21 protein-coding genes are annotated in these 20,141 nt (G+C 70.9%); 10 read left to right on the forward strand and 11 right to left on the reverse strand.

From position 1 onward, the window contains the following. Positions 1–43: 43 nt before the first annotated feature. From ABT147_RS02695 to ABT147_RS02705, 3 genes are read left to right on the forward strand one after another with little or no spacing between them, the layout of a single operon-like run. A complete protein-coding gene (locus tag ABT147_RS02695) occupies positions 44–985 on the forward strand; it encodes an AraC family transcriptional regulator (RefSeq protein WP_351402010.1) in 942 nt (313 codons plus the stop codon). A 29-nt stretch (positions 986–1,014) separates the two neighbouring features. Then, positions 1,015–1,764 (forward strand): AzlC family ABC transporter permease, encoded by a 750-nt coding sequence (locus ABT147_RS02700; protein WP_351402012.1) that lies wholly within the window; start codon positions 1,015–1,017, stop codon positions 1,762–1,764. After that, entirely contained in the window at positions 1,761–2,069 is a 309-nt protein-coding gene (locus ABT147_RS02705) for an AzlD domain-containing protein (protein WP_351402015.1), read from the forward strand. The genes ABT147_RS02700 and ABT147_RS02705 overlap by 4 nt, the downstream gene beginning before the upstream one ends. A gap of 90 nt (positions 2,070–2,159) precedes the next feature. On the opposite strand, the gene ABT147_RS02710 is transcribed toward ABT147_RS02705, so the two are convergent. Beyond that, complete coding sequence (locus ABT147_RS02710) at positions 2,160–3,104, reverse strand: hypothetical protein (RefSeq protein WP_351402017.1); 945 nt, start codon at positions 3,102–3,104, stop codon at positions 2,160–2,162. A gap of 79 nt (positions 3,105–3,183) precedes the next feature. On the opposite strand from ABT147_RS02710, the gene ABT147_RS02715 reads away from it, so the two are divergent. From ABT147_RS02715 to recX, 4 genes are all read left to right on the forward strand, one after another. After that, positions 3,184–3,378 carry a DUF3046 domain-containing protein gene (locus ABT147_RS02715; protein WP_351402019.1) on the forward strand — a complete coding sequence of 65 codons (195 nt, stop codon included), beginning with the start codon at positions 3,184–3,186 and terminating at the stop codon, positions 3,376–3,378. A gap of 105 nt (positions 3,379–3,483) precedes the next feature. After that, on the forward strand, positions 3,484–4,821 hold the full coding sequence (locus tag ABT147_RS02720) for an AI-2E family transporter (RefSeq protein ID WP_351402021.1): 1,338 nt from the start codon (positions 3,484–3,486) through the stop codon (positions 4,819–4,821). Between the two features lie 305 nt (positions 4,822–5,126). Next, the gene (gene recA / locus ABT147_RS02725; RefSeq protein WP_351402023.1) at positions 5,127–6,254 is read left to right on the forward strand and encodes a recombinase RecA; all 1,128 of its coding nucleotides are present in this window, start codon (positions 5,127–5,129) and stop codon (positions 6,252–6,254) included. A 3-nt stretch (positions 6,255–6,257) separates the two neighbouring features. Then, positions 6,258–7,274 carry a recombination regulator RecX gene (recX, locus tag ABT147_RS02730; RefSeq protein ID WP_351402025.1) on the forward strand — a complete coding sequence of 339 codons (1,017 nt, stop codon included), beginning with the start codon at positions 6,258–6,260 and terminating at the stop codon, positions 7,272–7,274. 319 nt (positions 7,275–7,593) lie between these two features. Here the strand turns inward: recX and ABT147_RS02735 are convergent, their stop codons facing one another. The 7 genes from ABT147_RS02735 to ABT147_RS02765 form a co-directional block, all read right to left on the reverse strand. Next, positions 7,594–8,133, reverse strand: a complete 540-nt coding sequence (locus ABT147_RS02735) for a cupin domain-containing protein (RefSeq protein WP_351402027.1) — start codon at positions 8,131–8,133, stop codon at positions 7,594–7,596. An 81-nt stretch (positions 8,134–8,214) separates the two neighbouring features. Beyond that, positions 8,215–8,361 carry a putative leader peptide gene (locus ABT147_RS02740; protein WP_351402029.1) on the reverse strand — a complete coding sequence of 49 codons (147 nt, stop codon included), beginning with the start codon at positions 8,359–8,361 and terminating at the stop codon, positions 8,215–8,217. 32 nt (positions 8,362–8,393) lie between these two features. Beyond that, positions 8,394–10,088: an FAD-dependent monooxygenase gene (locus tag ABT147_RS02745; RefSeq protein WP_351402031.1), complete on the reverse strand. Its 1,695-nt coding sequence runs from the start codon at positions 10,086–10,088 to the stop codon at positions 8,394–8,396. A 198-nt stretch (positions 10,089–10,286) separates the two neighbouring features. Beyond that, positions 10,287–11,243, reverse strand: coding sequence for an amino acid ABC transporter permease (locus ABT147_RS02750; protein ID WP_351402034.1), 957 nt, complete (start codon positions 11,241–11,243; stop codon positions 10,287–10,289). After that, complete coding sequence (locus tag ABT147_RS02755; RefSeq protein WP_351402035.1) at positions 11,240–11,917, reverse strand: amino acid ABC transporter permease; 678 nt, start codon at positions 11,915–11,917, stop codon at positions 11,240–11,242. The genes ABT147_RS02750 and ABT147_RS02755 overlap by 4 nt, the downstream gene beginning before the upstream one ends. A gap of 120 nt (positions 11,918–12,037) precedes the next feature. After that, positions 12,038–12,886 (reverse strand): glutamate ABC transporter substrate-binding protein, encoded by an 849-nt coding sequence (locus tag ABT147_RS02760; protein WP_351402037.1) that lies wholly within the window; start codon positions 12,884–12,886, stop codon positions 12,038–12,040. A gap of 82 nt (positions 12,887–12,968) precedes the next feature. Continuing rightward, positions 12,969–13,745, reverse strand: a complete 777-nt coding sequence (locus tag ABT147_RS02765) for an amino acid ABC transporter ATP-binding protein (RefSeq protein ID WP_351402039.1) — start codon at positions 13,743–13,745, stop codon at positions 12,969–12,971. A 320-nt stretch (positions 13,746–14,065) separates the two neighbouring features. Here ABT147_RS02765 and ABT147_RS02770 point away from each other — a divergent pair, with 320 nt between their 5' ends. Together ABT147_RS02770 and ABT147_RS02775 are read left to right on the forward strand one after the other, a co-directional pair. Next, positions 14,066–14,752, forward strand: a complete 687-nt coding sequence (locus tag ABT147_RS02770) for a response regulator transcription factor (RefSeq protein ID WP_351402041.1) — start codon at positions 14,066–14,068, stop codon at positions 14,750–14,752. A 10-nt stretch (positions 14,753–14,762) separates the two neighbouring features. Beyond that, on the forward strand, positions 14,763–16,175 hold the full coding sequence (locus ABT147_RS02775; RefSeq protein ID WP_351402043.1) for a HAMP domain-containing sensor histidine kinase: 1,413 nt from the start codon (positions 14,763–14,765) through the stop codon (positions 16,173–16,175). A gap of 56 nt (positions 16,176–16,231) precedes the next feature. Here the strand turns inward: ABT147_RS02775 and ABT147_RS02780 are convergent, their stop codons facing one another. Both ABT147_RS02780 and ABT147_RS02785 read right to left on the reverse strand, forming a co-directional pair. Further along, complete coding sequence (locus ABT147_RS02780; RefSeq protein WP_351402046.1) at positions 16,232–17,230, reverse strand: TAXI family TRAP transporter solute-binding subunit; 999 nt, start codon at positions 17,228–17,230, stop codon at positions 16,232–16,234. Between the two features lie 232 nt (positions 17,231–17,462). Beyond that, entirely contained in the window at positions 17,463–18,602 is a 1,140-nt protein-coding gene (locus tag ABT147_RS02785) for a peptidoglycan recognition protein family protein (RefSeq protein WP_351402048.1), read from the reverse strand. Positions 18,603–18,796: 194 nt separating this feature from the next. On the opposite strand from ABT147_RS02785, the gene ABT147_RS02790 reads away from it, so the two are divergent. Next, positions 18,797–19,201 (forward strand): pyrophosphohydrolase domain-containing protein, encoded by a 405-nt coding sequence (locus ABT147_RS02790; RefSeq protein ID WP_351402050.1) that lies wholly within the window; start codon positions 18,797–18,799, stop codon positions 19,199–19,201. 12 nt (positions 19,202–19,213) lie between these two features. Here ABT147_RS02790 and ABT147_RS02795 read toward each other — a convergent pair whose 3' ends face one another. Then, positions 19,214–20,110, reverse strand: coding sequence for a hypothetical protein (locus ABT147_RS02795; protein ID WP_351402052.1), 897 nt, complete (start codon positions 20,108–20,110; stop codon positions 19,214–19,216). Positions 20,111–20,141 lie beyond the last annotated feature (31 nt).

Genomic DNA, 20,141 nt, shown 5'->3' on the forward strand with positions numbered 1-20,141 from the left:
CGGCCCGCGCCGCTCGTGGCCGGACGCGGAGCAGAATGGGGGCATGGCGGGTTCGGTGGAGCGGGCGAGGCACTGGCGGTACACGGAGCTGCCCGGCGTCGACCTGTTGCGCGCGAGCTATGTCGAGAAAAGGTTCGTGCGGCACACCCACGAGAACTTCGTGATCGCGGCCATCGCCGACGGCGTCGAGGTGTTCCACCACGGGGGCGCCGATCAGTACGCGGGCCCGGGCGCCCTGGCCCTGGTCAACCCCGACACCCCGCACACCGGCCGCGCCGGAGTGCCCGAGGGCTGGCGGTACGGCGCCGTCTACCCGTCGCCGGACGTGGTGGCCGGGATCGCCGCCGAGACCACCACGATCCGCGGCACCCCCGGTTTCGTGACCCCGGTGCTCGAGGACCCGTACGCCGCCGGCCTCGTCCATCAGGTGCTGCGGGCCGTCGACGAGGGCAACGCGCTGGCCGCGGACACCCTGCTGCGGGTCGCCGTGACCCGGCTGCTGCGCCTGAACGGCGGGCCGCTGCCCCAGCGTGCCGTCCGCACGGCCGGCGGTCCCGTCGCGGCACGCGCGCGTGCCGTGCTCGACGAGCGGATGGCCGACCCGCCGACGCTGGAGCGGCTCGCCGCCGATCTCGGCACCAGCCCCTTCGCCCTCCTGCGGGCCTTCCGCACGGCCTACGGCATGCCGCCGCACACCTGGCTGACCGACGCCCGCGTCCGCCGGGCGCGGAGCCTGCTCGATGCGGGCACGGCTCCCGCCGCTGCCGCAGTCGCCGTGGGCTTCACGGACCAGCCTCACCTCAACCGCCACTTCAGCCGGATCGTGGGCGTGCCCCCGGGGGCGTACCAGCGGGAACGCCTCGGTGGCCTCGGCGACGGGCGCGAGGACGGGGCGGTCGGGGGCCAGGACGGCGCACGCGGGGGCGAGGACGGTGCACGTGGGCGGTTTGGGCGACGTGGGCGCAAGAACGTACAAGACCCATAAGGGCAGGTCGCCGTACCGTCCGGGGCGTGGTGACTGAACAGACAGATCTCGTGGAGACACATGACGGCGGCGGCGTGAAACCCGACCGGGCCGTCGTCCGGGACGCCCTGGGAGTGGGGGTCGCCGTCGGGCTGTCCGGGTTCGCCTTCGGGGTGACCTCGGCCGGCGGCGGGCTCAGCCTGGCGCAGACCTGTGCGCTGAGCCTCCTGGTGTTCACCGGGGCCTCCCAGTTCGCCCTGGTGGGCGCGCTCGCGGCCGGCGGCTATCCGTTCACGGCGGCGGCCGGGGCCTTCTTCCTGGGAGTACGCAACGCGTTCTACGGGCTGCGCCTCTCCCAGCTGCTGGCCCTCCCGCGCGCGGTGCGGCCGTTCGCCGCCCAGTGGGTCATCGACGAGACCACGGCCGTCGCCCTCGCCCAGCCCTCACGTCGTGCCGCCCGCCTCGGCTTCACCGTCACCGGGCTCAGCCTCTACGTGCTGTGGAACCTCACCACGCTGCTCGGCGCGCTCGGCGCCGAGGCCATCGGCGACACCGACGCGTGGGGGCTCGACGCGGCCGGGCCCGCCGTCTTCCTGGCGCTGCTCGCGCCGATGCTGAGGACCGCCGGGGAGCGGGCCGTCGCGGGCATCGCCGTCGTCCTGGGGCTCGGGCTGCTGCCCGTACTGCCCGCCGGAGTGCCGGTCCTCGTCGCCGGGCTGGCCGCCCCGGTCGTCCTCTGGGCGGAAGGGCGCCGAGCGGCCGGGAACCGGCCGGACGGTCGACGGGAGGAGGCACGATGAACGTCTGGATCGCCATCATCGCGACCGCCGTCGGCTGCTACGCCGTCAAGCTCATCGGCCTGTCGGTCCCCGAGGGCGTCCTGGAACGCCCGCTCGTCCGGCGCCTCGCCGCCCTGCTCCCCGTGGCCCTCCTCGCCGCCCTCACGGCCCAGCAGGCCTTCGCCGACGGACAAGCCCTGGTGCTGGATGCCAGGGCCGCGGGACTCGCCGCGGCCGCTGTCGCCCTGCTTCTGCGCGCCCCCTTCCTGCTCGTCGTGGCCGCCGCGGTGCTCGTGACGGCGGGGGTGCGGGCGATGACGGGCTGACGTCGGTTGTCGTGCGGCACGCGCGCGTGCCGCACGTTCTCGCCGACCCCTGGCCCTCCTCAGCCCTCGTCAGCCGTCCTCAAGTCGTCCTCAGCCGATCGACCGCCCGTACGCCCGCAGCGTCCGCAGTGCCTCGATCGTCACGATCGGGCGGCTCTCCATGGCGGTGCTCGGGGCCCATTGGCGCCAGCGGATCGGCCAGCCGCCGTCGTCCGTCTGTTCGGTCGCCAGGAAGTCGAGGGAGCGGGACATCTCCTCGTCGGTGAACCACGCGCGCGCGAGGGATTCCGGGGTGCGTGCGAAGTCGTGCGGGTAGTGGTGCTCGCCCGGCGCGTAACCGTCGGACACCGGGTAGTCGTTCGGCCGCTGCGGATCCAGTGTGGCGAGCCGCTGTTCGCGCACCAGGCGGCCGAGCCGGTCGGCGGCCGCCTGAGCGCGCGGGCGGTCGGGCACGGACTCCAGGAACGCCACGGCGGCGTGGACCTCGTAGGGGTGCGACTTCTCCAGGGACTCGACCGCCTGCCAGCAGAAGTCGGTGGCCCGGAACAGCCACGCGTGCCACACCTGGTTGCGGTGCAGCAGGCCCACGACGGGCCCGGTGGCCAGCAGATCGCTGGGCGGGTCGTCGACGATCGGCACGAACGGGGCCGCCGGATAGCCGCGCTGGGAGGGGTGCACCGCGGGAAGGGCGCCGTCCGGGGTCGACACGGAGGTCAGATAACGGCACACGCGCTCCACCCGCTGTCCGCCGCAGCGGCCGATCGAGTCCAGGACCCGCAGGGCGTGCCCGGTGTGCAGCGGCTGGCTCACGGGCCCCCGCAGATCGGGTTCGAGCGCGTGGCCGTACCCCTCGTCGGCGTTGCGGTAGGCCGCCAGCGCGGTCTCCACCGCGTCGGCGCCCCCGTCCAGGAAGTGGTACGCGAAGCGGCGCTGCTCCAGCACGCGCGCGGTGAGCCAGACGAACTGTTCGGCGCGGGCCAGCGGGGTCCGTGCCGGGGACGACGAGGGGAGTGGAGATGCTCCGGTTTCGGCCATGGCTCCGACCGTAGAGCGGAAAGCGGTATCGGAAAGCCGTCCCGGCCAGGCCCACCCCCTGGGGCGGGATACTGGACTCATGCGGTTGACGGTCTTCTGGCAGCGGATGGCGGATCACTTCGGTGAGGGGTACGCCGACACCTTCGCGCGCGATCATGTGATGTCCGGCCTCGGTGGGCGCACGGTGCACGAGGCGCTGGCCGCCGGCTGGGAGGCCAAGGACGTGTGGCGGGTGGTGTGCTCGACCATGGGCGTTCCTGCCGAAAACCGCTGAAAGCCCCTGAAAGCGCGGGGACTTCACCACGCGGACGCCGGTCGTTGGACCGGAAGAACCGGGGGCGGCGACTGATTGTCGGTGGCGTGGGCGAGACTTGGTCCCGTGGCCCCCACAGACGAGACCGCACAGTTCAAGCCCCAGGCGTCCCCGTTCGGCACGACACCGCCCACCGGCCCCCCGGCCGGCCCGGAGCCCGGTGCCGTCCCGAGCGGCCGTATGCCCCGCTGGCTGCCGCGCGCGATGGTGCTGGCGCTCTCCCTCGTCGCCGTGTTCCAGCTGGGCAGTTGGGCGTTCCACCAGCTCATCGGGCTGCTGATCAACATCCTCATCGCGTTCTTCCTTGCGCTCGCGATCGAGCCCGCGGTGAGCTGGATGGCCTCGAAGGGGCTGCGCAGGGGCTTCGCCACCTTCCTGGTCTTCGTGATCACGCTGGTCGGGGCCGCCGGGTTCGTGACCCTGCTCGGTTCGATGCTCGCCGGCCAGATCATCAAGATGGTCGAGGACTTCCCGGCGTACCTCGACTCCGTCATCAGCTGGATCAACACGAGCTTCCACACCGAGCTCAAGCGCGTCGACATCCAGGAGGGGCTCCTCCGCTCCGACTGGCTGCAGAAGTACGTGCAGAACAGCGCCACGGGCGTCCTCGACGTCTCCGCGCAGGTGCTCGGCGGTCTCTTCCAGCTGCTGACGATCGCGCTGTTCTCCTTCTATTTCGCCGCCGACGGCCCGCGGCTGCGGCGCGCGCTGTGCTCCGTGCTGCCGCCCGCCAAGCAGGCCGAGGTCCTGCGCGCGTGGGAGATCGCCGTCGACAAGACCGGCGGATACCTGTACTCCCGCGGCCTGATGGCGCTGATCTCCGGAGTGGCGCACTACGTCCTGCTGGAGTACCTCGACGTGCCCTACGCGCCCGCGCTCGCGGTCTGGGTCGGGCTGGTCTCGCAGTTCATCCCCACGATCGGCACCTACCTGGCGGGTGCCCTGCCGATGCTGATCGCCTTCACGGTCAACCCGTGGTACGCGCTGTGGGTCCTCGTCTTCGTGGTCATCTACCAGCAGTTCGAGAACTACGTGCTGCAGCCCAAGCTGACCGCCAAGACCGTGGACATCCACCCGGCCGTCGCCTTCGGATCGGTCATCGCCGGCACCGCGCTCCTCGGCGCCGTCGGCGCGCTCATAGCCATCCCCGCCATCGCCACCCTGCAGGCCTTCCTCGGGGCGTACGTGAAGCGGTACGACGTCACGGACGACCCCCGGGTGCACGGGCATCGCAGTCGCGGCACGGGCTACCTCCTCACGCGCTTGCGCAAGCGGCTGGAGGAGACGGTGGACCGGCAGCGGGGCGGGGCGGGGCAGTCCGGGGACGACTCCGGCGACTCCGAATCCGAGGGCGACGCGGGCCCTGGGCGCAGCGTCGGGCCCCGGGGCGGCAGCACCCCGTAAGGCTGCCGTCGTCGTAGCCCTCCATCCGGCGCCGAGCCCCTTCACCGGCCGTCTCCTCCACGCGAACCCGTCACCCGGAAGTCCTCCGGGTGCCGCGTGGTGCGCTTGACACTAAAATCGAACATCCATTCTTATGGGGGCTCCGGCGAGGCCCTCGGCAGGAGTTCGACAGGAGTTCGGCAGGGTTTTCGTGGAGATGTGCCCGAGTTATCCACAGGCCGGGCGGGCGTCGGGGCCCATTGTCAGTGGCAGGCGTTAGCGTCTTTCACGTGAAGCGATCGACTCAAGCAAATCGGGTGGAACCCATGGCAGGAACCGACCGCGAGAAGGCGCTCGACGCCGCGCTCGCACAGATTGAACGGCAGTTCGGCAAGGGCGCGGTGATGCGCCTCGGCGAGCGGCCGAACGAGCCCATCGAGGTCATCCCCACCGGGTCGACCGCACTGGACGTCGCCCTCGGCGTCGGCGGTCTGCCGCGTGGCCGAGTGGTGGAGGTGTACGGCCCGGAGTCCTCCGGAAAGACGACCCTGACCCTGCACGCGGTGGCGAACGCGCAGAAGGCCGGCGGCCAGGTGGCCTTCGTGGACGCCGAGCACGCCCTCGACCCCGAGTACGCGAAGAAGCTCGGTGTCGACATCGACAACCTCATCCTGTCGCAGCCGGACAACGGCGAGCAGGCCCTGGAGATCGTGGACATGCTGGTCCGCTCCGGTGCCCTCGACCTGATCGTCATCGACTCCGTCGCCGCGCTCGTCCCGCGTGCGGAGATCGAGGGCGAGATGGGCGACAGCCACGTGGGTCTGCAGGCCCGGCTGATGAGCCAGGCCCTGCGGAAGATCACCAGCGCGCTCAACCAGTCCAAGACCACCGCCATCTTCATCAACCAGCTCCGCGAGAAGATCGGCGTGATGTTCGGCTCCCCGGAGACCACGACCGGTGGCCGCGCGCTGAAGTTCTACGCCTCGGTGCGCCTCGACATCCGCCGCATCGAGACGCTCAAGGACGGCACCGACGCGGTCGGCAACCGCACCCGTGTCAAGGTCGTCAAGAACAAGGTCGCGCCGCCCTTCAAGCAGGCCGAGTTCGACATCCTCTACGGCCAGGGCATCAGCCGCGAGGGCGGCCTGATCGACATGGGCGTGGAGAACGGCTTCGTGCGCAAGGCCGGCGCCTGGTACACGTACGAGGGCGACCAGCTCGGCCAGGGCAAGGAGAACGCCCGTAACTTCCTGAAGGACAACCCCGACCTCGCCAACGAGATCGAGAAGAAGATCAAGGAGAAGCTGGGCGTGGGCGTCCGGCCCGAGGAGCCCACCGCGGAGCCGGGTGCGGACGCGGCGGTCTCGGCCACACCCGCGGACGACGCCGCGAAGACGGCGCCCGCGGCGTCGGCCGCCAAGGCTCCCAAGAAGGCCGCGGCGGCGAAGAGCTAGTCCGTGACACGCAGAACGGACTGGGGCGAGTACGTGTACCCCAGCGCCTCCGACAGCCGGGGGCGCGGGGACACCGGCGGGGGTATCGGCGGCGGTGTCGGGGGATCCGCCGCGGACGGGCACGGGTACGGGCATGGGTTCGGACCGTACGACGACGACATGCCGTCGCCGTACGGCACGGGCGGGCCCCGCGACGATGAGCCCTACGACGCGGGACCGCACGATGCCGGGCGGTACGACGGCGAACCGTACGACGCCGGACCGTACGCCGGCGACGGTGACTCCGGTCGGCGGGAGGGCGGCTCGGGCTCCGGTGCGGGCTCGGCCGTCGGCACCCGTAGGCGCGGTGGTGGTGCCTCGCGCGGTACGGGAGGCGACGCGCGTGGCGGGCGCGGCGGTCGGGGTGGTCGGAGGCGTGGCTTCGGAGAATCGGGGGAATCGGGCGACGGCCCGGACGGCGGGGGGCCGCAGGACGGGGGTTCGTCTTTCTCGTCGAGGGCCGAGAAAGGGGAGTCCTCAGGGGACCCGGCTGAGCGGGCGCGCGCGATCTGTCTGCGCCTGCTCACCGGGACCCCGCGCACCCGTAAGCAACTCGCGGACGCCCTGCACAAGCGCGAGATCCCCGACGACGTGGCGGACGAGGTGCTGTCGCGGTTCGAGGAGGTCGGGCTGATCAACGACGGCGCGTTCGCGGACGCCTGGGTGGAGTCCCGGCACCACGGCCGGGGCCTGGCCCGGCGAGCCCTCGCCCGGGAGCTGCGCACCAAGGGCGTCGACTCGGCACTGATCGACGAGGCCGTCTCCCAGCTCGACTCCGACCAGGAGGAGGCCACCGCACGCGAGCTGGTCGCCCGCAAGCTGCGCTCCACCCGGGGCCTCGACCGCGACAAACGCCTCCGCCGCCTCGCCGGCATGCTCGCCCGCAAGGGCTACCCCGAGGGCATGGCCCTCCGCGTGGTCCGGCAGGCACTGGAGGAAGAGGGCGAGGACACGGAGGGGCTGGAGGACGAGGGGTACTGAGCCGAGGGGAGGCGAGGGGAGGGGATCGAGTGGGGGTATTGGAGGCGGGGTGCTGAGGTCGGGCCTCCGGGGGCGTGGCGGGTGACGGCGCTTGAGCGCCCCGGATCCCCGAAGGCCTCGGATCCCCGAGGGCCCCGGATTCCCGAGGGCCCGGATCGGGGACGGGGGATGAGGTGGGGACGTAGGCAGGGGCGGAACAACTCCGCGGCGTCCCGGAGGAGTTCACCGGGAGCCCCCTCGTGTGCCCAGCGCTTCGGAGCCTCGGGCTGTGCGGACCGGTCGGGCGGTGCTGGCCGTTCGGGCCGCTCGGCTCCTGGGATTACTGCCAGTCGGCCGGGCGCTCCACGTGCTCCAGGCGCAGCACCTGTCCCGTGCGGCTGAAGCGGCGGATGCGGGGGAGCGGCGGGTAGTAGGCGTGGACGGAGATCGCGTGCTCCTCGGTGGACTCGTTGAGCACCTCGTGGACGTGGTGGCGTCCGAAGGAACGGCCCTTGCCGGCGGGCAACCGTCGCTCACGGTCGACGCCTTCGGTGAGTTCGAGGGTCTTCCAGCCGTCGGTGGGTAGCCGGGCGGCGAGCGAGTACTCCTTGAGTTCGCCGGCGGCGGTGACGAAGGCGCCCACCGAGTCGGCGTGGTCGTGCCAGCCGGTCCCGGTGCCGGGCGGCCAGCCGATGAGCCAGGCCTCGCTGCCGCCGGGACCTTCGAGCCGTACCCAGGTGCGGCCCTCGGGGTCGAGCGGGAGCGAGGCGATCAGCTCGGCGTCGGCGGCCGTCCGGCGTGCGAAGTCGAGCAGCTCCGCCTGTGTGGGGGCGGAGACGGCCGGTGCGGAGGAGGGGGGAACAACGGGAGAGGCAGACACGGGTACCGTCCTGGAGTGCGTTCGCTCGGGAGCGCGCGACGGCGTACGAGCGGCGCGCGCGGAAGAGATAGGGATGCGAATTCAGCAGGACGGACGACACACGCAGCCCGCATAGCGGACGAGGTCCATATGGACCCTCCGCCACAGGCGCGTCGAGGTGTCGGTCACGGACCGGAGTAGACCATGACGGCGCGACGCGGTCAACTGACCGTCACTATGTGGACACACAGCGACGGTCGTCCCCCGATGGCTCGGGCGCTTCAGCGTGAGCCGGCGGCCGCCCCGGTCGTCTCGGCCTGTTGTTCCGCCACGCCCAGCGTCGCTGCCGCCGCCGTGTACAGGTCGGCCGGGCGTACGCCGGTCAGGGCGGTGACGAGATAGCCGTCGGGGCGGACGAGGAGGACGGTGTGGGCGCCCGCGCCCGGATAGGACTCGGCGACCAGTAGCTCGGCGGGGTGGGGGAGGGCGGCGACGGCGGCGGCGAGGCGGGGCATGATCCCGGCACTCATCCAGTGCTTGCGCTCCCACACCCCGGTGCCCGGCGCGATCAGCACCACGAGCAGTGCCCCGCGCCCGAGCCGGTCCCGCAGCGGTACGAAGGTGCCGTCCTCCGCGGTCACCTCCACATCCACGACCTGGGTGCCCGGCGGTGTGGCGATCGGAGTCTCCGCGGCGGCGCGCGGAGGCATGAGCGGGGAGTCGGCGTACGCCCCCGGCGCACCGAGTGCCCCGCGCCCCAGATGGCCGTCGGCGAGGAGCGCGTCGTGGCCCCGGGACGAGCCGGGGACGTACGCGCGCAGGCCCTTGCCGCCGCGCAGCAGGGGCAGTACCTGGTCGGCGGCGCGCAGCCGGGTGGCGACGACCGCGCGCCGTTCCGTCTGGTAGCTGTCGAGCAGGGCCTCGTGCGGGCCGTGGTGCCAGGCCAGGGCCAGTTTCCAGGCGAGGTTGTCGGCGTCCCGCAGTCCCTCGTCGAGGCCCTGGGTGCCGAGCGCCCCGAGCAGATGCGCGGCGTCCCCGGCGAGGAAGACCCGGCCGACCCGCCAGCGCCGGGCGAGCCGGTGGTGCACGGTGTGGACGCCGGTGTCCAGCAGGTCGTACGGCGGTGTGGAGCCGCCCGTCCAGCCGGCGAGGGTCTCCCGGACGCGGGCCACGAGCAGCTCGGGCGTCACGAGGTCCTTGCCCGGCGGCAGGAGCCAGTCCAGGCGCCAGACGCCCCCGGCGAGCGGCCGTGCGGTGATCTCCCCGCCGGACGGGCCCGCCGTGCGCCACGGCGGCATGCGGTGCAGCAACGCTTCGCCCGGCCGGGGGAGTTCGGCGCGGAGTGCCGCCACCGCGTGGCGTTCCACCGCCGTACGGCCGGGGAAGCGGATGTCCTGGAGTTTGCGGACCGTAGAGCGCGGGCCGTCGCAGCCCACCAGGTAACTCCCGCGCCACCAGGTGCTCTTGGGGCCTCGGGTGTGGGCCGTGACGCCGGACTTCTCCTGCTCGATCGCGTCGAGCCGGCTCTCCACGGCGACCTTGACGAGCCGTTCGCCGGCGATGGCCTCGCGCAGGGCGGTGGTCAGGACGTGCTGGGCGATGTGGAGCGGGGGGAGGTCGGCGGAGCCCTCGACGACGTCGTCGGCCCCGCCGCGGTCGCCCTTCGCGAAGCCGTCCCGGGGCGGGACGTCCGCCTCGTCGAAGTCGGCCTCTCCGAAACGGACCTGACGCATCACCTGCTTGCGTCGCATCGAGCGCCATCCGGCCCAGCGGAAGCCGGCCCGGGAGAGCGGGACGCCGGACAATCGTTCCAGCAGTGCGGCCGTGTCCTCGTTCAGGACCACGGTCCGCGCGAGCCGCTGCTCGTCCTTGCCCGGCCCCTCGTCGAGGACCACGGACGGCACCTCCTGCCGCGCCAGCGCGAGGGCGAGCGTGAGCCCCACGGGTCCGGCGCCGACGATGATCACCGGGTCCACGGCGCGGCGCCCCCTGCCCGGCGTGACGTCCCGGCGGACGTGGGTGAACAGGAAGTTGGAGCAGGGTGCACGATCACAGAACGTATGCAACCCATTGCCGGTGCTTGCGTCAAGTGACGGAGGGCAGTGGCGATCATGCCACTGCCCTCCGGGGACTGATTCGGGGGACACCCTGGGCGGATGTCACCTGATCATTCGTCAGGTGTCGGTCTTCCTCGGGGGAGCGTCGGTCGGCTGTGAGTAGGTGTCGGGCCCGAGCCCGAGGCCGATGGCGCCGCCGCCCTCACCGCCGGTCGCCGTGGTACCCCCGATGGCCGCTGCGGGGAGCACCGCCCCGGTCGACTTCTTGCCCCGCCGCAGCCTGCCCTCCAGCCAGCTCGCGAAGCTGGTGATGATGAAGTTCAGGATGATGTAGATGACCGCCACCACGATGAAGCTCGCGATGGGGTTGGCGTAGTACGCGGCCAGCGTCTGGCGCCCGTTGAGCAGTTCGGTGAACCCGATCATCACGCCGCCGAGCGCGGTGTCCTTCACGATGACCACGAGCTGGCTGACGATGGCCGGCAGCATCACGGTGACGGCCTGTGGGAGCAGGATGGTGCCCATCGTCTGGCCCTTGCGCAGGCCGATCGCCTGGGCGGCCTCCGTCTGGCCCTTGGGGAGGGCGAGGATGCCGGCCCGTACGACCTCGGCGAGGACCGAGGCGTTGTACAGCACCAGGCCGGTGACGACCGCGTAGAGCTGCCGATCCTCGGTGGACACGTCCGTCGAGCGAGCGAAGACCTCGTTGGCGAACAGCATCAGCAGCAGGACGGGGATGGCCCGGAAGAACTCGACCACCGCACCGGCCGGGATCCGGACCCACCGGTGGTCGGAGAGACGAGCGATGCCGAAGAGCGCACCGAGAGGAAGCGCGATCACGATGGAGAACGCCATGGCCTTGAGCGTGTTGGCAAGACCGGGCAGCAGATACGTCGTCCAGGCCTCGGAGGTGGTGAACGGCTCCCAGAGCTTCCACTCCAGCTGGTTCTTGCTGTCCATCGCCCGCCAGAGCCACCACAGAAGGAGGGCCAGCAGAGCGACGAAGACCACCGTGAGGATCACATTGCGCCGTTTGGCCCGGGGGCCGGGGGCGTCGTAGAGAACGGAACTCATCGCTTCACCGCCAGTCGCTTGCTCAGCCAGCCGAGGATCAGACCGGTGGGCAGGGTCAATACCACGAACCCGAAGGCGAAGATTCCGCCGATGAGCAGCGTCTGCGCCTCCCTCTCGATCATGCCCTTCATGAGGTAGGCGGCCTCCGCCACACCGATCGCGGCCGCCACGGTCGTGTTCTTCGTGAGCGCGATCAGCACATTGGCCAGCGGGCCGATCACCGCGCGGAACGCCTGCGGCAGCACGATGAGGCCGAGGACCTGGTTGAAGCTCAGCCCGATGGCGCGGGCCGCTTCGGCCTGGCCGACGGGCACGGTGTTGATGCCGGAGCGCAGTGCCTCACAGACGAAGGCGGCGGTGTAGATCACGAAACCGAGAATGGCGAGCCGGAAGGCCTGGAGCTTGACATCGCCACCCGCGCCCATCGACACGCGGAAGATATCGGCGAGGCCGAGCGAGGTGAAGACGATGATGACGGTCAGCGGAATGTTCCGCACGACGTTCACGTAGATGGTGCCGAAGCCACGCATCAGGGGAACGGGGCTGACGCGCATGGCGGCGAGCAGGGTCCCCCAGATCAGGGAGCCGATGGCTGAGAAGACGGTGAGCTTGACCGTCATCCAGAACGCACCCAAGAAGGTTGGGTCGTCATAGTTTGAAAGGAAGTCGAACACTGTCTCCCGCGCTTCCGGGTGTGTGGCGTACGAGGCAGGCGCAGCGCACCGCCGCCCTTACCGCGCCTTGCGGCGGGCGGCGGCGCGACTACGAGACCCGCGCTGGGTGCGGGGACCCGCTTACTTGACGATGTCGCCGATCTTCGGGGCGGGCTCGTTCTTGTACTCGGCCGGGCCGAAGTTCTCCTTGACCGCGGTCTCCCAGGCGCCGTCGCTGACCATCTTCTCCAGGGCGGCGTTGATCTTGTCCACGGTCGCGGAGTCGCCCTTCTTGACGCCGATGCCGTAGTTCTCGTTGCTGAGCTTCAGGCCCGCGAGCTTGAACTGGCCCTTGTAGTTCTCCTGCGAGGCGAAGCCCGCGAGGATCGAATCGTCAGTGGTGACCGCGTCCACGGCGCCGCTCTGCAGACCGGCGATGCACTCCGAGTAGCCGCCGTACTCCTTCAGCTGGGCCTTGGGAGCGATGTCCTTCTTGACGTTCTCCGCCGAGGTGGAGCCGGTCACCGAGCAGAGGATCTTGCCGTTGAGGTCCGTGGCCTTGGTGATGTCCGAGTCGGCCTTGACCAGCAGGTCCTGGTGGGCCAGCAGGTACGGGCCGGCGAAGTCGACCTTGTCCAGACGCTCGTCGTTGATCGAGTACGTGGCCGCGATGAACTTGACGTCGCCGCGGGCCAGCGCGTTCTCGCGGTCGGCGCTCTTGGTCTCGACGAACTCGATCTGGTCGGGCTCGTAGCCGAGCTCCTTGGCCACGTAGGTGGCCACGTCGACATCGAAGCCGGTGAACTTGCCGTCCGACTCCTTCAGGCCGAGGCCTGGCTGGTCGTACTTGATACCGATCTTGATCTTGTCGCCGCCACCGGAACCGGAACCGGAGCTGCTGTCCTTCTTGTCGTCGCCACCACAGGCCGTGGCCGTGAGAGCGAGAACGAGGGCGGTGGCCGCTACGGCGGAGACCTTGCGAAGCTTCATGGTGAACATCCTTTGGCTGGTGAAGAGATGCGGACCGTCATGGTGCGGGTGCCGGGTGCCGGAAGGGGCCTCGGCAGGGCCGTCAGTGGTGCAGGATCTTCGACAGGAAGTCCTTGGCCCGGTCGCTGCGGGGGTTGCTGAAGAACTGGTCCGGCACAGCCTCTTCGACGATCCGGCCGTCGGCCATGAAGACCACCCGATTGGCCGCCGAACGGGCGAAGCCCATCTCGTGGGTGACCACGACCATGGTCATGCCGTCCCGGGCGAGCTGCTGCATGACTTCGAGGACCTCGTTGATCATCTCGGGGTCGAGCGCCGAGGTCGGCTCGTCGAAGAGCATGACCTTGGGGTCCATGGCCAGCGCCCGCGCGATCGCGACACGCTGCTGCTGGCCGCCCGAGAGCTGCGCGGGGTACTTGTCCGCCTGGGTGCCCACGCCGACCCGGTCCAGCAGGCTCCGGGCCTTCTCCTCGGCCTTCTTCTTGTCGGCCTTGCGGACCTTGAGCTGCCCCAGCATCACGTTCTCCAGCACGGTCTTGTGCGCGAAGAGATTGAACGACTGGAACACCATGCCGACATCGGCCCGCAGTTTCGCGAGCGCCTTGCCCTCGGCGGGCAGCGGCTTGCCGTCGATACGGATGTCGCCGGAGTCGATCGACTCCAGCCGGTTGATGGTGCGGCACAGGGTGGACTTGCCGGACCCGGAGGGTCCGATCACCACGACGACCTCACCCCTGGTGATCGTGAGATCGATGTCCTGGAGTACGTGCAACGCGCCGAAGTGCTTGTTGACGCTCTTCAGGACGACCAGGTCGTCGGCCGCGGGCACCGCGTCCTTGACCACCGAAACTTCGGTCATCGCTTTCTGGCTCCGTCCTCCTCGGTTTCGGAGGACAGTAGTGACCGGCGACGACCAGCGTCATTACATCTGAGGGAGAATTGAGCATAACGATCTGGTAGCCGGACGGACACTGCACGTGACGGCCTTGCGGGGGGCGTTTCGGCTGGGTAACGGAACCCGCTGGGAACTCGTACGGCCTTGACGGCGTCCTCACTCATCAGTGTGACTGCGAAGGGGCCGATGCGCGCGTGCCCGGGATGCGAATCCGCGTAATGTGTGCCAGCCGAGGCGTACAGATGACCGAAACACGCTCTCCAGCGAACCAGAAGGGGGCCGGAATGAGGCTGCTCCTCGTCGAGGACGACAACCATGTCGCCGCCGCCCTGTCCGCGGTCCTGGCCCGGCACGGCTTCGACGTCACGCACGCGCGCAGCGGCGAGGAGGCGCTCCAGGCGCTCGTCCCGGAGGGGAACGGCTTCGGGGTCGTCCTGCTCGACCTGGGCCTGCCCGACCAGGACGGCTACGAGGTCTGCGGCAAGATCCGCAAGCGCACCAGCACTCCGGTGATCATGGTGACGGCCCGTGCCGACGTCCGCTCCCGGATCCACGGCCTCAACCTCGGCGCCGACGACTACGTGGTCAAGCCGTACGACACCGGCGAGCTGCTGGCCCGGATCCACGCCGTCGCCCGGCGCCGGGCCCCCGACGAGTCCGCGGCGCCCGGCGACAGCGGGCTGCGCCTCGGGTCCGTACTGATCGAGCTGCCCACCCGCCAGGTCAGCGTGGACGGCTCGGTCGTCCAGCTGACCCGCAAGGAGTTCGATCTGCTCGCGCTGCTGGCCCAGCGGCCCGGGGTGGTCTTCCGCCGGGAACAGATCATCAGCGAGGTGTGGCGGACCAGTTGGGAAGGGACCGGACGCACCCTGGAAGTGCATGTCGCCTCCCTGCGGTCCAAGCTGCGGATGCCCGCCCTGATCGAGACAGTGCGCGGGGTCGGCTACCGGCTGGTCGCCCCGACGCCGTAGCGTGCCCCGCGTGCGCACTCGTCTTCTTCCGCTGCTCATCGTCCTGATGGCCGCCGTGCTGCTGGCCCTCGGCATCCCGCTGGCGGTGAGCCTCGCGGCGGCGCGGCAACAGGAGGTGGTCGTCGACCGAATCGACGACACGGCGCGCTTCGCCTCCCTCGCCCAGTTCGTCACCGAACGTCCGAGCGGCTCCCGCGTCGACACCACGGACGGCCGCGGCGAGACCCTGCAGCGGGAGCTGGAGCAGTACTACACGGTCTACGGCATCAAGGCCGGCGTCTTCTACCGGGAGAAGAACCTGCCGGCGATGGCCACCGCCCCCCACGACTGGGGCCGGCCCACCGAGGGCGAGGGGCTCGCCGCCCTCAAGGAAGCGCTGCTGGGGCGCCGTCCGCACAGCCCGAAGCAGGTGTGGCCCTGGCAGGAGGGCCGGCTCGTCGTCGCGTCCCCGGTCATCCACGACGGTGACGTCGTCGCCGCCGTCGTCACCGACTCGCCCACCGACCAGATGCGCAAGAAGATCCTGCGCGGCTGGCTGATCATCGGTGCCGGCGAGATCGCCGCGATGCTGCTCGCCGTCGGAGCCGCGCTGCGGCTGACGGGCTGGGTCCTCAAGCCCGTACGTGTCCTCGACTTCACCACCCACGCCATCGCCTCCGGACGCCTCAAGTCCAGAGTGGCGGTGGCCGGCGGGCCACCCGAACTCCGGCGCCTGGCACGGTCGTTCAACGAGATGGCCGACAACGTCGAGGACGTCCTGGAACAGCAGCGGGCCTTCGTCGCCGACGCCTCGCACCAACTCCGCAACCCGCTCGCCGCGTTGCTGCTCCGCATCGATCTGCTCGCGCTCGAACTGCCCGAGGGCAACGAGGAGATCGCCTCCGTCCGCACCGAGGGCAAACGCCTCGCCTCGGTCCTGGACGATCTGCTCGATCTGGCGCTCGCCGAGCACGCGGAGTCCGATCTGCGGCTCATCGACGTGGGCGAGCTGACCGCCGAGCGTGTCGCGTCGTGGTCGCCGCTGGCCGACGGCAAGGGCGTGACGCTGGCCGGCACCTGCCCGGCCACCACCGCCTGGGCCGACCCCATCGCCCTGTCCAGCGCCCTGGACGCGGTGATCGACAACGCGCTGAAGTTCACGCCCGCCGGGGAGACCGTCGAGGTCCGGGTCGCCTCGAACGGCGAGAGCTCCACCGTCGTCGTCACCGACGGAGGGCCCGGTCTCAGCGACGAGGAGCTGGAACGGGTCGGCGACCGCTTCTGGCGCAGCACCGCGCACCAGAACATCAAGGGCTCGGGCCTCGGGCTCTCCATCTCCCGGGCGCTGATCGCGGCGGGCGGCGGCTCCATCTCGTACGCCCACCACGAGCCGCACGGGCTGCGGGTGACGGTGACGGTGCCCCGGTCGCGTCCGGCTGCCTGAGAAGGGTCGTTCCGGGGTCCACGGGACCGGGAGAGCGCGGTCGTCGAACCGCCGGGCTACGGCTTCACCGAGAGGTAGTAAGCCGCGGCGCCCTTGTGCAGCGGCAGCGGGTCCGTGTAGATGGCGGTGCGCAGGTCTACCACCTGGGCGGCGTGGACGTCCTCGCCGATCTTGTCCCGGCTCTTCAGGACGACCCGGGTCAGCCACTCGGTGAGCCTGGGGTCCAGGTCCTCGCGGGTGATGAGCAGGTTGGCCACGGTGAGGGTGGGCACGGAGGCCGTGAGGATGGTCGGGTAGGCGTCGGCGGGCATCACGGACGTCCGGTAGTAACTGAAGACGCCGCCCTGGTCGTGCAGCTTCGTCACCAGGGCGCCGCGGATCGGAACGAACCGGAACTTGTACTTCTGCTTCTCCGCGAGGTTGGTCAGCCCCCGCGTGGGCAGTCCGCCCGACCAGAAGAAGGCGTCGATCTTGCCGGTGCGGAGGGCGTCGGGGCTGGTCCCGATGGTGTCCGGACGTGCGTCGATGTCCTTGTCGATGTCCAGCCCGTCCGCCTCCAGCAGACGCTCGGCGATCAGCCGTACGCCGGAACCCTCGGGCCCGACGGCGACCCGCTTGCCCTTCAGCTCCGAGACGTTCTGGATGGTCGAGTCGGCGGGGACGACCAGCTGGACGTAGTCGTCGTACAGCCGTGCGACGCCGCGGAGCTTCTCGGCGCCGGGCCGGCCCTCCGCGATGTACGTCTGTACGGCGTCGGCCGCGGCGATGGCGAAGTCGGCCTCCCCGGTGGCCACGCCGTGGACGTTGGTCTGGGAGCCGTTGCTGGGTTCCAGCTCGACCCGCAGGCCCGGCATGTCCCCGGCGATCGCGGCCTTCAGTTGGCTGCCGTACTGCTGGTAGACGCCCCGGTCGGCTCCGGTCATGAGCTTGATCGTGCCGCTCGGCGGCTCCTCGCGCGGCCACAGCCACCATGCGAGCAGCCCGAGGACCACCAGCGTAGCCAGCGAGCCCAGCAGTGCCTGCCGGGTGCCGATGCGGTGGAGTACCTGGACCATGCGACGAGATCCTGCCAGGTCACCGGACGGGCGGCCAGGACGGGACCCATCCGGTGCGAGCTCGTGACCTCGGGATGCCCGTTTGCCCTGGGGTGCGGGTGCGTTTTCGGCTGCGGGCCCGGTGGGGCTTCTCGCGCCCACGCGGCGGAGCCGCATATCGAGCACAGCCCCGCGCCCCTGAAAAGACAGGGGCTGCGCCCACTGTCTTTTCGTCGGCCTGCTGGAACTGCGGTCAGCGGCCCGTCGCCACCGCCGTGCGCAGACGGTCCAGTTCCCCGTACATGACCTCGCCCGGGCACTCGGTCGACAGCCAGTCGCGGTGGCCGCTGATCTCGGCGACCTCCTTCTGGGTGCCGTTGATCGGGTTCGTGTAGGTCACGCGGGCCTGGGGGTCGACGCCGTGCTGGCGTACGAGCACCTTCACCAGCTTGGTGAGCGACGCGCGGGCGGCCTCCTTCGGGCCCTGCTCGGTGAAGGTGCCCAGGAGGGCGATGCCGAGGTTGCCGGAGTTGAAGCCGCCGACGTGGAAGGCGGTCACCAGCTTGCCGTCGGCGTCGTGCGCGGGCAGGCCGTCCTCGCCGGAGTAGCGGCCCTCGTAGATACGGCCCGCCTCGTCGATGAGGAAGTGGTAGCCGATGTCGCCCCAGTCGTTGGTGACGGCGTGCAGCTGGTAGATCGCGCGGACCGTGGCGGCCGGGTCCGGGTCGTCGTTGGCCATGGCCGTGTGGTGCACGGTGATCGTCTGGAACGGGAAGAACGCGGTCGGCGAGTTCTCCGTGCCGTCCGCCTTGAACCGCAGCGACTCGTCGGCGCCCCAGGCGGCCCGCGTGAGGTACTCGACGCCCCGGAGGCGGGTGGGGTCGGAGGGTACGGTCACCTTCCGGTCCGGGCCGTGCAGGGTGTCGAGCGCCAGCGAGCGCAGTCCGGTGGCTCCGTCGGGCGCCTTCAGCTCGTAGCCGGCCGCCTGGCCGGCCGCGATCAGTACGCCGCCGCCGTTGGCCACCGAGCAGCCGCCGTCGCCGAGGGACTTCCACTCGCCCTGGGTGCCGTCGGCGTCCCGCAGCCGGATGCCGCCGCCCGTGGTCTCGTCGGTGCCGCCCCAGCGGACGCCCACATAGCCGATGGGGAAGGCCGCCTCGACGGGTGCCGCGCCGGTGGCGGCCTCGCTGCGGGTCTTCGGGAAGGTCTCGGTCGTCGTACCGGCCTCGGTGTCCGCCGTGCCGGTGTCCGCGCCGCCGGAGTCGCCGGTCGTGGCCATGACGGTCGGCGTGATGACGGCGCCGGCCGCGACCGCGCCGACGGCGCCGATCACGGTGCGACGGGTCACCCGGGACTTGGCCCGGTGGGAGGGAGAGGTGGGGGGAACGCTCACGATGGGTCCTCAATCGCTCGGGGTGGTACTTGAAGACACAACGGAGAGTACGGAGTGGAGTCATCGGTTCCGGCACCGCCCCCCGACTCTGACCGAACGTCAAAGATCCGCTACGCAAAGGGACTTGATGGGTCAGGACCGTGTGGGACGGACAGAGCTGTCGGCGCGGGGCGCCCGGTCGGTAGGGTCGCCGGATGAGTTCCTCTCCCGCTCGCCTGGTCCGCGAGTTCCACCGGGCCTTCGGCCTCGACGCCCGTACCGCCCCCACCGAGGTGGCGCCCGAACTGGCCGCCCACCGCGGCGAACTGCTGGCCGAGGAGGCCGCGGAGGTCGCCGAGGTGGCCGTCGACGGTCCGCTCGACCGGCTGGCCCACGAACTGGCCGACGTCGTGTACGTGGCGTACGGCACCGCCCTCGTGCACGGCATCGACCTCGACGCGGTGATCGCCGAGATCCACCGGTCCAACATGACCAAGCTCGGCCCCGACGGGCGGGTCGCCCGCCGGGACGACGGCAAGGTGCTCAAGGGGGACCACTATGTGGCGCCCGATGTGTCGGCGGTGCTGCGCAGCCAGGGGTGGACCGGGGGAGCGTCCTGACCGGGCGGGTGCTCAGAAGCGGCCGGAGAGGGACTCGTCGTCCCCGTCCGAGGTGACGGCCGTGACCGTGTAGAGGTCGCGCGCCGCGTCGCGCCGGCCCTGCGCGTGGTTGTACTGGACCTTGAATACATAGGTGCCGGGGGCGAGTGTGACACCGGACTTCAGCGTGATGACGTAACCGATCTGGTCGCTGGTGGAGTTCTGGCCCACGGCCGCCTTGTCGCCCAGCGAGGTCCAGGCGCCGGTGCTCGACACTCCGCCGGTCTGGATGACGCGGACGACGACCTTGAGCGAGGTCAGCGGCTCGGTGGACTTGACGGTGATGGTGCTCTGGTCCCAGAAGTCGTTGGTGTCGGAGTCCACGTTGCCGTCGGCCCACAGGGGGGCGGGCGTCGACTGCGACTCGGTGGTCTTCGTGGTCGTGCTCTTGTTCTCCCCGGTGCCGGTCGAGCCCGAGGTGCCGCCGGTGGTGGTGCCGCCCGTGGTGCCGTCGGGGTCGGACTTCGTGCCGGCGTCCGGCGCCTCGTCCGCCGCGCCGCCCGCCGCCGTCCCGGCGCCCGTCCCGCCGGAGACCGGGACGTAGACCACCTCGGGGTCGCCCTCGCCCTTGTCCCGCTCGTTCGGCGAGGGGACGACGGCCGCCTTCTCGGTGTCGCCCGGGGAGGACTTCTCCCGGGCGGGCTTCCCGGCCGCCGTGGTCACCTTCTCGGCGGAGCCGCTGTCCCAGTCGATGGCGGCCACGGCCGTGGCCGAGCCGGCGATCACCAGGACGGCGGCGGCGGAACCTCCCACCGCTTTCCACACTCGGCGGCCGGGCAGGAAGCCGCGGAGCGGGGTGCGGGTCTTCCGGGCGAAGAGGTCGGCGAACTCGCCGTCTCTGTGGTCGCTGGGGTGGGGCGTGTGCGGCATGGGGGCGGTCCTTAGAAGGTTGTCCGTGGGC

This window comes from Streptomyces sp. NPDC001868, assembly GCF_040297125.1.
GTDB lineage: Bacteria > Actinomycetota > Actinomycetes > Streptomycetales > Streptomycetaceae > Streptomyces.